The organism is Sporolactobacillus shoreicorticis, assembly GCF_024125445.1.
GTDB lineage: Bacteria > Bacillota > Bacilli > Bacillales > Sporolactobacillaceae > Sporolactobacillus > Sporolactobacillus shoreicorticis.
Map to the genome: position 1 here is coordinate 104,943 of NZ_JAMXWM010000013.1, position 11,376 is coordinate 116,318.

Sequence of the window (11,376 nt, forward strand, 5' to 3'; positions counted from 1 at the left end):
CGCAAGAACATCGATTTTCTCCTGTGAGCAACTGTATTTAAATTGCGCGATTTTTAACCTTTTCATGCAATAAAAAAAGAACTTTCTCCCAGATTTCGGAAAAAAGTTCTGTTCGGATCATCGATTCGGATCCTTCTTATTGTCATTTTGCAAAGTCGATGAGCAAATACGCCATATGCAGACTGCCATCAATGTAATCTTTAATACGAATAGACTCATTTGGTGCATGAACCCTTGATTGTGCCCAACCGGCGCCGGTGCTGACAATCGGAAGCTGAAGATGTTGATGAAACACATACATCGGACCCGTACCCGGAGAAGTTGGATTCAGTACGGCTTCCCCTTGATAGGCTTGTTCAGCAGTTTCTTTGACCAGATTCAAAAATGGATCATGGATGTCAGAGAAAAAGGCACGCTGCGATTCGATTAATTCGATTTTAATATCAGAAAATCCATGACGAGTCAGATGACGCTTAAAACACTTGAGTAAATGCTCACCGGTCTGACCCGGAACCATTCGGCAGTCAATTTTTGCCTTTGCTTCTTTTGGTAATACGGTTTTCGCTCCTTCACCCGTGTAACCACTGACCATTCCGCAAATGGTCAGTGTCGGATGAAGCATCAGTGCATCCCGCGCTCCTTCGCCGCGTGCTTCAGTGATTAACGGCCTGCTCAAACCAAAGGTATCCACCAACGCCTGTTTTTCAAATGGAATGCTCCGTACCGTTTCCATCAATGTGTCATCTGCTTGTTCAATTTCATCAAAAAATCCCTCGACCGTAATATCATTATTTTGATTCTTCATGCTGGCAAGTGCCTGAACAAGACGCCAGGCCGGATTATCGATAACCGCAGCAAGTGATGAATGAATATCAATCTCTGAGCTTTTCGTTGACATTTCAAAATATGCGGAACCCTTGACGCCGGAAAACAGTTGAACACGTTCCGCAGCATCCTTTTCACCGAATTCCCAGATGCATGCGTCTGCTCTAAAGAGATTGGCATACTTTTCTAAATATGCGGGCAATCCGGGACTTCCGACTTCCTCTTCACCCTCAACAATAAATTTAATGTTGCACGGCAGGCTCCCTGTCTGCGCCAGCACTTTAACCGCTACAATGCGCTGCATCAGGGCGCCTTTATCGTCTGCGACTCCACGCGCATATAAAGTACCTTCCTTTAAAAGCGGTTCAAACGGCTCCGAATCCCATTCATCGAACGGTTCTGGCGGCTGTACATCATAATGATTGTAAAACAGTAATGTTTTTTCCGCGTTCCCCTTCTCTCCAGCCGGCAGGAAGGCATAAACGACTGGATTGCCGCCCAGATCGTCCAACACGTTCACCTCGGCGCCAAGATCATGAAATAATTCAGTAACAAAATGGACGGTTTCCGGTATTGCCGAATTTTGTGCAGATACCGAGGGAAGCCGCAAATAGCTGCAAAGTGTTTCAATGGATCGTTCCGCCTGAATGTGCACAATTTTCTCCAGTTCTTTTCTTTTTCCAGCACTCATGATTGATCGCCCCCTATCTGATTTGCTGCACGGAGGAGCCCATCCGTCACCTCCTGATAAATGATTCCTAAGGCATTCATTCGATCAATGAACGCCATGTACTTTGCCATATTTTCAAATTCAACGCCGATAAACATGTGTTCAAAGGGCTTGTTTCTTTTCTCTGTAAAATGAATATGAACAATTTCATCATCCGAACCGATGACCTGATCGAAGAAAAGCTTGAGTGCCTTTGACCGCTGTGGCAGATTGACTGCAAAATAGTGCCTGATTCCTTCATATAGTCGTGAACGCTCCTGTATTTCCTGCATGCGATCAATGTCGTTATTCCCGCCGCTGATCACGCAAACCACCGTTTTGCCCACGATTTTGTCTTTATAAAAATCTAGAGCAGCCACAGGAAGCGCACCGGCTGGTTCCGCAATAACCGCACTGTTGGTATATAAATCAAGAAGAGCGCTGCACGCTTTTCCTTCAGGAACAACAACCAGATCGTCTACAATTTTCCTGCAAATGCTGTAGGTAATCTCACCCGGTCTTTTCACTGCGGCGCCGTCGACAAACTTATCGATTTCAGGGAGCGTAACTACTTCGCCCTTTTTCAATGATGCCTTCATGCAAGCAGCCCCGGCCGGCTCCACGCCAATGATTTTGCTACTTGGATGCACCGTCTTGATATAGGTGCCCGTTCCGGAAATGAGTCCGCCGCCGCCAATGGTCATAAAAGTATAGTCGATCGGGTGATCGATATCCTGAACGATTTCAATACCAACCGTCCCTTGACCGGCAATGACATCCAGGTTATCAAAGGGATGAATGAACGTCATCTTATGCTCATTGCAATAGCGCATTGCTTCCTGATAAGAATGATCAAAGGTTTCACCGGTCAAGATAATTTTTACCGCGGATTTACCAAAAAAATGCACTTGCGAAACTTTTTGCTTCGGTGTTGTCATCGGCATAAAAATGGCCGCTTGGATACCCAGTTTATGACATGTATAGGCAACGCCCTGAGCATGATTACCTGCGCTGGCGCAAACGACACCGTTTTTCCATTCATCTTCGGGCAATTTTCGGATGCAATGGTAAGCACCACGCAGTTTAAACGACCGGACGAACTGCAGATCTTCTCTTTTTAAATAAACCGTGCATCTATATTTTTCCGATAAATGTTCATCCTTTTGCAGCGGGGTCTTCTTCACAACGTCCTTCACAATGTCATGTGCGGCCATAATGTCTTCGATTTTCAATCGATCTTTCACACGGTTCATCGCTTCAAAACTCCTTAATAAAACGGTTTGCTTCCGGTTTATTGCGCGCCGGAAGTGGGCATTCATTCGTTGCTTGGCTGGATGCGTACTCTCTTCACAAACAAGGTGATGATAAAGCCAATAAGTGCAAGGATCAGTGCGGCAGTCAACGCGTGCCGAACACCAACCGTTAGCGCCTGGGACATATCGGCCGGTCCTGGTTTTTGAATCCCTTTAAGTGCGCTCTGCTGTCCGGTCTGCATGATGGTGATAAAGAAAGCCGTGCCAATCGCACCCGATACTTGCAGCACGGTTTCAAGAAGCGCCGTACCATGCGGATAAAAGGATTTCGGCAAATTATTCAGTCCGTTTGTTTGCGCCGGCATCATCACCATGCCCATCGATGTCATGAGAAGTGCATAAAGTAAAGAGACGATCCATGGATTCACGCCGGCTTGTACAAAGCGCAGTGCGAAAAGGGTAGCAATAAGCAGCACGATTCCGGGAATAAGCAATCCTTTTGGTCCAAATTTATCATAGAGCGTGCCGGTCACCGGTGAGATCAGTCCGTTGATGATTCCGCCCGGCATCATAATCAGACCGGTCAACACCGCACTGAACGCCAGCGCAGACTGCATATAAATCGGCAGCATCATCGTCATTGATGAAATAATGATGACGATAATGATCACGAACACAATAGTCAGGCGAAACGTTTTGAAACGAAAAACACGCAGATCAAGCATCGGCACCTCTAATTTCAGTTGACGCCATGCGAACAGCGCCAGTGAAGCAAGACCAATGGCAAGACAGATCATGACCATCGGATTCACGAAACCAACCTTGCCGGCTGAACTGAATCCGTAGACGATACCTCCGAATCCGAAAACGGATAGGATAAAGGATAGAATATCAATTGTCGGCCGTGTCTGTTCGGTAACATTTTTCAGAAAAAGTAATCCGGAGAGAATACATAGAGCGGCAATCGGAAGCACAATGAAAAACAGCCACCGCCACGATAGATTTTGCACGATCAGTCCGGAAATCGTCGGTCCCAATGCGGGTGCGAACATAACCATCAGCTGGACAGTGCCCATTGCCGCACCTCTTCGGGCAACAGGTACCGTCACAAGAACAAGATTCATAAGCATCGGCAAGATGATGGCACCGCCTATCGCCTGAAGCACACGGCCGGTCAGCAATAATTCAAAACTGGTGCTTATACCGGAAAGGATCGTCCCCAGAAAAAACAGAGACATCGCGGATGTGAACAATTGCTTTGTTGTAAATCGTTGAATGAAAAATGCCGAGACGGGAACGAGAATACCAAGAACGAGCATTCGGCTTGATCCCAGCCATTGCGCGACATTGGGTGCAACATGAAACTCGACCATGATTCTGGCAATGGCAACATTGACAAAAATATCATCCAGTATAATGACAAAATAACCGGAAAACAGAATCGCGAGCATGATGATTACATTTTTTGTTACTTTCTCATTTGTGTTTGTCACTACTGCCTGCTGTGTCTCTAACTCCATAATGTACATCCTCCTAAGGTGTATCTGATGATTCTTCGTTTCTATGATCAGTCTTTTTCCCCATCCGAATCCAGCATGAATCTCAGCGCTTTACTAATTAAGGGATGGATCACCGGAACATGGTCTTCTCCTTTGAAAAGTCGGTAGGCAACATGGAGATTCGGCACATCTGCACGTAATTGCTGATACATCTGCTCAGCATCCGCGATCATAAAGTCGACTTCTTTCCCACCGACGGCAAGCAATAGTTTACTCACTTCAGCGCTTTCTCCCTGATCAGCCGTTACTTTCTCGCTGAAGGATTTCTCAAGTTCAATAAGATAGCGATTCTTCCACCAAATGGATGGACTGCCGGCAATATAGCATTGAAAGGCAGAAGGATTCGTAAACAATGTATAAAGGGCAAAAAAGCCTCCCAATGAATGTCCGAATAGCGCCTGACGGTTCGTATTAATCGAAAATTGGGTTTGGATTTCCGGCTTTAATTCTTCGTTGATAAACTTAAGAAAAGCGTCGGCGCCGCCATTTTTCGGCCAACTTTTTCCATCGCCGCGCGGGAGCAGTTCATTGTCGGCTGCTTCGACCGTAAAGTCTCTAAATCGTCCGGTGATATCGAAGGGACCGTCGGTCTGATAACCGATGCCGACGACAACGGTAGGATCGTACCCTTTGGGCTGCCGCGTCTGCAAACGTACGGCTTCAACGATTGAACCGAACGTGGCATTCGCGTCCAGTACATAAAGAACAGGATAGCCTTCCTCCGGTGCGGGCACATTCGGTTTATAGGTAAAGATTTGATAAGTGCAAGCCACATTTTCAGATTTCAATTCCCAATGCTGCGTATCAGGAATACTGTATGGTAAGTTTGTTTGGCTTAATTTCATGAATCAAACGCTCCTTTTTTCTCTGTTACTGGGCATGAGAAGTCCGACCTTCAGTCTTGCGGAGGATTCGTATCTTCCGGAATCAGACATTCATAACGTACACCGTTAAGTCTTTTGGTAAACTCCTGTTTCGCTCGTTCTCTCAGTACGCCGTCGGTCATCACTTTTACCGCCGTACAGGCTAATGCTTTTCCGGCAAACAGTGCCGCATTAAGCGCATAACGCTGTGTACCCTGGCTGACCGCCTGCCAGGTGTGAAACGGTGTTCCCAATGCCCATGTTGCTGTCATACACTGGGCAGTCGGCACGTTCCAACTGACATCAGAGACATCGGTGGAAGGCTGCATGAACCGTTCCTGCTCAGGACATGGGTCAATCCAGTCCGCAATCGGCTTCTTATCTGCTTTTCTGATTTGCTCGCTGCTTAATTGAGCAAGTGCCGCTTTCTTCTCCGAAAGATCCAGAGTCTGATAGATTTCACTAATGAACTTAAGATCCTGCTCGTTGTAATCCGGATACTTCAGTTCGTTCATAAATTGTGTGAGCGTCTGATGCAGCGTCGTATTCGGAATTAAATTGTGCGTGGCGCCGACAATTTTATAGGTCATCTGCGTTTCAGTCATTAACGCCGCACCTTCTGCGATACGGATCACACGTTCAAAGATTTCTTTTACCTGATCCGGTTTTTCAGCGCGCGTTAAGTACATTTCCTCGGCGCGGGACTGGACCACATTGGGAGAAAATCCGCCCGCATCCGTAATCGCATAATGAACTCTTGCCCTGTCCGGTATATGCTCCCGCAGATAATTAACACCGACATTCATCAGCTCAACGGCATCCAACGCGCTTCTTCCCAGTTCAGGCGATGCGGATGCATGAGAGCTTTTCCCCTTAAAAGAAAAATTTGCCATGATTGAAGCTGTAGATGAGAGATGCATCGCACCATTGACCGTGCCCGGATGCCATGTAAAGGCAGCGTCTACATCGTTAAAACAGCCCGCGCGCACCATAAATGTTTTCCCGCTGCCATTCTCTTCAGCTGGACAGCCGTAATAACGTACCGTCCCCAAAAGATGATGCCGTTCGATATATTTTTTCACGGCAAACGCTGCTGCAAGCGCGCCTACGCCAAGGAGATTATGTCCGCATCCGTGTCCGCTGCCATTAGGAATAATCGGCTCGCGGACTGTACTTCCTTTTTTTTGACTGAGACCGGCGAGCGCGTCAAATTCACCAAGAACAGCAATCACCGGTTTGCCTGACCCATAGCTGCCTACAAAGCTGGTTTTTAATCCGGCAAGCCCACGTTCAACCGCAAATCCTTCATCCGCAAGGGCTTTGCAAAGTAAATCTGAAGATTTAAACTCATGATATTTAAGTTCCGCAAATCCCCATATTCTTTCACTTAATTCACTGAATAAGTCTTTGTCCATTTCGATGCATTCTGTTATTTCTTCTGATAATCGCACACAAGTACCTCCTGAAATTTAAACCATCAATGCCTGTAACTCATGTTTGGAAAGAACAACAGCGAGTGTGAGCGCAGGCTCCATCTCCCGATTATTGATTCTTGTACGCCCACTGATGCAATTCGTGCAGTGTTCCCGGCCAAAAGGCTGCGATCCCTCCAAAGGCAAGATCCTTGCTGACACATGCGATTTGATCCGGTGCATACAGTGTCAGCATCGGCATGTCCTCCTGCCAGAGCGCCTGCAGCTCGCTGTAGATCTCTTTTCTCTTGGCAGAGCGCGTTTCTTTCTTCCCTTCCTCCAGCAATCGATCGGATTGGCGGCTGCTGTATCCCATAAAGTTATAGGAAGAGCCTGTATAATAATAGTTTGTATCCGGATCTACATTCATCGGCAGCCCGATTAACAGCAGATCAAAGTCTGCTTGTTTTCCTTTTTGCATAATGGTCGGAAAATCATAAGTCGTTTCCTTCACTTTAACGCCTATGGCCTTGAGATTCTGAACAATCAAATCCGCTGATTGCTGACGAACGACATTGCCGATCGGAACCACAAGATTCAGTGTTCGACTTGAATCCCATCCGGAGGCTTTCAACATTTGTTTCGCCTTTTCAGGATTGTAGGCAATTTTCTTCAGACGCTTATCCAGATAAGGGCTTAGCTTTGTATAAGGACCATCATTGATCTCTCCATAACCCTTGAGAAGCTTATCAACGATTTTTTGGCGATCAATCGCGTATGCAAGCGCCTGACGCACGTTTTTATCCGGCAGATTTTTCGTATTGAACATCATCGTCTGAAAGGTTGTTTGTGGATTGATGCTCGTTTTAATTCCCTTCATCTTCTTAACCATAGCAACATCCTGAATCGGCAAATCACCACCGCCATTCATTTGAATGGCGCCTGACTGAAGTTCAGCAGCAATATTGGATGCCGGCAGGATTTTAAGAAACAATCTTGGTATTTTCGGTTTGCCAAGATAATAATCATTATTGGCTTTATACTCGACAAATGTGTTCTTACTGTACTTAACGAATTGATAAGCACCGCTCGTCACACTGGGCGCCGTCATGAACTTGCTTGTTGCCAGTTTTTCGGGAGCAATGTCCTTCAGAACATGCTGTGGCAATGTGAAAATCTTCGTGCCAATCATTTCCTTGATATAGTTTGGATCAATCGGATCTTTGGTTTTAAAGCTTACCGTATGTGCATCAATTTTTTTCAGGTTCGGAATTGCCGACAGACCGTTTTTCAGTTTTCCGTTGCTGTCTAATCCTTCCAAAGATGAAATGTTAAATCCAATCGCTGTTTCTGATTTGGGATTGGCGATTAAGTTGAATGTAAAAATGACATCATCAGCCGTAATCGATTGTCCGTCGGTCCATTTCGCTTTTGAATTTAAAACAATCGTATAATTCTGGTTATCCGTCGTTTTCATTGAATCTGCCAATTTCGGTTCAAATTTTAAAGGCTCAGTCATGTCGAGAAGCGGATCAAACATAATTGCCACAGAAAAAAATCCAGACTGATCACCATTATTGATCGGATTAAACCCGGCAGGAGGATTAACCATCCCCAGATAAATCGAATCTCTCGTCTTTCCTTTTTTATCAGATGAGGCGTTTCCACATGCACTGAGAAGGACTAAAGCTGCGATTAATAATAAGACGGTTATTCCTTTTATTGTCCGTTTTGGCTTTTGCATCAACGAGTCACATCCTTTCTTCTTTTGACACACCTTCTGTTGACGTGACTGCTTCGCCATCAAATAATCTGAACGCCGGTCCTCCCTTTTTTGTAATCTCTTTTTTAGAAAATATTTAATTAATTTAATAATTAAAACTTTAATGGAAATCGGTTATAATAACAATGTGAAAAAATCTATAATTAATAGTATTTTTATATAGAAAAACACACAAGAAAGAGGGTCTGTTGTTGGAAACGTTAACAAATGTTCAAGAATCATTGACCTTTTTATATCAGAAGGAATACGAACTTTGGATTAGCTTCAACCATTCCAAATTTCACATGCTTATACCAGCCGCAGCTTCATCGCGGCCGCCGTCAGACGTTTCGTTCAAAAAAAATGAGACGTGCAGCGTACGTTCACTGTCGTCCCATAAGGACATTCATTTTCACTTTCCAACTGCCTGTCAGATTGTTTTTCGTATTTTTGAAGAAAAGGATTTTCCCGAACATGAATTGAAGCAATTGTTCCATCTGTTTCAGCCATTAGTCATTAACTATCGCCAACAGGAGACATTGGACGTTATTCTGAAAAGCGTTCGGAATATCTCTGATTTGAACGATCAGGACGGACTGCTGACAAAGATATTAGAGCATGCGCTTTCTGTTATTTACGCGGCCAACATCGGTGTTTTTTGGATGTTCGATAAAGAGGAGAACGTTTTAACCGCTCGAGCCTGGGCGGGTGGACCTAACGAGAATCTGCTGAAAATCAAAACGAAACCGGGAGAGGGAATCGTTGGAAACACATTTCTTGATAATCGTTCACGAATCTATACCAGTTATGACGACATCGAAAAAGCTTCGGTGACCATGCGCGCTGAAAATATGCAGGAATTATTTAAATCCTATGATTTCAAGGAATTAAAATCTGTAATCACTGTCCCTATTTCTGTCGCAGAAGAAACGACGGGCGTACTGATCATTTATCAAAGCGGTCCTTACGCGATGCTTCGTGAAGATGACAAAAAGCTGCTCGAAGGGTTTTCCGATCAGGTTTCAATTATTTTAGCGAATCGGAAGCTCTACAGCAATTTGCAAAAGCAAAATAAGCTGCTCGTCATGCAATCCAAGATTCATAAAACATTCATGGGACTCTCACTGGAAAGCAAGGGCTTGCAAAATATCGCAAATAAATTGGGTGAACTCATTAATCTGCCACTAATGATTATCGATTTCAGCGATCATGAATACTATTCTTGCCGAATGCGCAAGAATCAATGGGGTGAAACCGACCGGCTGAGCAAAACCTTCAGCAATTTAAGCGAGCCGCAATTTCAATCCCTTTTTGATCCATCACTTTCTTTTTATATTCATCCGATTATCGCCAATCGTTCTTGTTTAGGCATCATCATGGTTAGAGCCGAGGAAAACAAATTTCCCGATTACTGCAGGGCCTCTGTAGAACAAAGCAGTTCAATGATCGCATTGGAGATGATTAAAAAGCAGTCGGTTGTCGATTTTTATTATAAAAAGACGCATGATCTGTTCTTCTCGTTCTTAAACAGCAGAAATAACCGTCTGCTGCATGAAAAAGCGAGCGAGCTGGGTCTCAGTCGACATGCCCATTTTCAAGCCATGATTATCCAATTGATTGCCGATCTCCATGTCATCAATGTACAAATCTACACGCTCATATCAGAGCTCAAATTAAGACTTCAGGAGCGAATCGCCGTGATTTACGGCTATAACGCAAAAATCACCGTGCTCTTCACATTAAGAAATCCGGAAGATCAAACGATGATTACTAAACAGATCAATCAGTTGTTGCGTTACTGGCATCAGGATCACACACCTTTTCTGCGTATTGGTGCAGGTACTTGCTACCCCGCGTTTGAAGCCATTGACAAGAGCTATCACGAAGCGGAAAAGTCACTGGCTTATCTGCTGTCAACGAATCAAACAGGCATGATACAGTACAGAGAAATCGGTGTCAATCGACTGTTTATTCACCAATCGGCAGAAGAGATCGACACGTTTATCGACGAAGTGTTCGGATCCTTGAATGCGAATAAACATCAGGATAATCATCTCGAAAAAACATTAATCGTCTACATGGAATCGAATTTATCAGTTTCTGCTGCTTCTAAAAAACTGCATATCCACGTCAATACGATGTATCAGCGGCTAAAAAAAATTGAGGAGCTTTTAAACGTCTCCTTTTCCAATCATACGAACGTGCTGAAGCTTCAACTGGCCTGTTACCTGCTTCGCTTTACAAATTTAGATGATCATGAGGTTCAATGATGCCAATTTTTTCTACACTCAGGTTAGAAAAATCCGCGAGAAAGCGCCCGATTCTTACTTCTGCAGGATGCGGCGGCTTTCGCGTTGCCCCGTATAAAATAAGCGGAGGTTTTCCGGTTATACGCATCATGGTGCTTGTTTCGTGGGTAAATAAGGGTAATTTTTCCGCTTGTGCAAAGTAAAAGCCTCTATTTTCGCGTTTTTTCGATTCGATAGGCGAAATTTTCCCGTCTATTTAAGCTATTTTTTCGTTCATTTTCTAATTAAGCGGAATTTTTCCGTCTATTTCTCAGATTGGGCGCTTACCTGATCGCCCAGCCTAATCTTATGCCGTTGATCGTCGTATCAGCAAGGTAAAACGATGAACTTTCTTTACCTAGAACAATCGCCGGTTTGAGCTGCGAAATTCGTATTAAAAAATGAAAGTTGTATCAAAAGCTGTATCAAACTCGGGAAAAATCGTATCAAAAGACGCCCGAAAAAGACATTTGAGCGCTTGAACGGGACAAAGTCGCCATTAGCCCAGACAAAGTGCCCGACGAAACGGACACGTTTGACTTTGACTCAGACAAATTGCTCGATTATTTTGATCCAACCATCCAAAAATTCAATGAATCGTTTAACGGAGAGTTATCCACAAGTCAATCGTTTATACTTTCCCAGACAATTAGAAAACTTGGTTTTGCCAAGCTTTTGGCGAAGGTGAATGCTAAGCCATAGTTG

General features: G+C 44.5%; 7 protein-coding genes. 1 reads left to right on the forward strand and 6 read right to left on the reverse strand.

What is annotated here, in order from left to right; all coding sequences use genetic code 11:
- Window positions 1–142: 142 nt before the first annotated feature.
- From NIE88_RS12245 to NIE88_RS12270, 6 genes are all read right to left on the reverse strand, one after another.
- Window positions 143–1,516 carry a M20/M25/M40 family metallo-hydrolase gene (locus tag NIE88_RS12245; protein WP_253062469.1) on the reverse strand — a complete coding sequence of 458 codons (1,374 nt, stop codon included), beginning with the start codon at window positions 1,514–1,516 and terminating at the stop codon, window positions 143–145.
- On the reverse strand, window positions 1,513–2,787 hold the full coding sequence (ilvA, locus tag NIE88_RS12250) for a threonine ammonia-lyase IlvA (protein ID WP_253062471.1): 1,275 nt from the start codon (window positions 2,785–2,787) through the stop codon (window positions 1,513–1,515). Before ilvA ends, NIE88_RS12245 begins: the two co-directional genes overlap by 4 nt.
- 62 nt (window positions 2,788–2,849) lie before the next feature.
- Window positions 2,850–4,307, reverse strand: coding sequence for a DHA2 family efflux MFS transporter permease subunit (locus NIE88_RS12255; protein WP_253062473.1), 1,458 nt, complete (start codon window positions 4,305–4,307; stop codon window positions 2,850–2,852).
- Window positions 4,308–4,354: 47 nt separating this feature from the next.
- Entirely contained in the window at window positions 4,355–5,191 is an 837-nt protein-coding gene (locus tag NIE88_RS12260; RefSeq protein ID WP_253062475.1) for an alpha/beta hydrolase, read from the reverse strand.
- Window positions 5,192–5,241: 50 nt separating this feature from the next.
- Complete coding sequence (locus tag NIE88_RS12265; RefSeq protein ID WP_253062478.1) at window positions 5,242–6,660, reverse strand: M20 family metallopeptidase; 1,419 nt, start codon at window positions 6,658–6,660, stop codon at window positions 5,242–5,244.
- A gap of 91 nt (window positions 6,661–6,751) precedes the next feature.
- Window positions 6,752–8,365, reverse strand: coding sequence for an ABC transporter substrate-binding protein (locus tag NIE88_RS12270; RefSeq protein ID WP_253062480.1), 1,614 nt, complete (start codon window positions 8,363–8,365; stop codon window positions 6,752–6,754).
- 230 nt (window positions 8,366–8,595) lie between these two features.
- On the opposite strand from NIE88_RS12270, the gene NIE88_RS12275 reads away from it, so the two are divergent.
- Window positions 8,596–10,653 (forward strand): helix-turn-helix domain-containing protein, encoded by a 2,058-nt coding sequence (locus NIE88_RS12275; protein ID WP_253062481.1) that lies wholly within the window; start codon window positions 8,596–8,598, stop codon window positions 10,651–10,653.
- Window positions 10,654–11,376: the final 723 nt, after the last annotated feature.

Bases quoted from the DNA above. Each gene is read 5' to 3' on its own strand.
- ilvA (WP_253062471.1), bottom strand. From the start codon at position 2,787: ATGAACCGTGTGAAAGATCGATTGAAAATCGAAGACATTATGGCCGCA.
- NIE88_RS12270 (WP_253062480.1), bottom strand. From the start codon at position 8,365: ATGCAAAAGCCAAAACGGACAATAAAAGGAATAACCGTCTTATTATTA.
- NIE88_RS12260 (WP_253062475.1), bottom strand. From the start codon at position 5,191: ATGAAATTAAGCCAAACAAACTTACCATACAGTATTCCTGATACGCAG.
- NIE88_RS12255 (WP_253062473.1), bottom strand. From the start codon at position 4,307: ATGGAGTTAGAGACACAGCAGGCAGTAGTGACAAACACAAATGAGAAA.
- NIE88_RS12245 (WP_253062469.1), bottom strand. From the start codon at position 1,516: ATGAGTGCTGGAAAAAGAAAAGAACTGGAGAAAATTGTGCACATTCAG.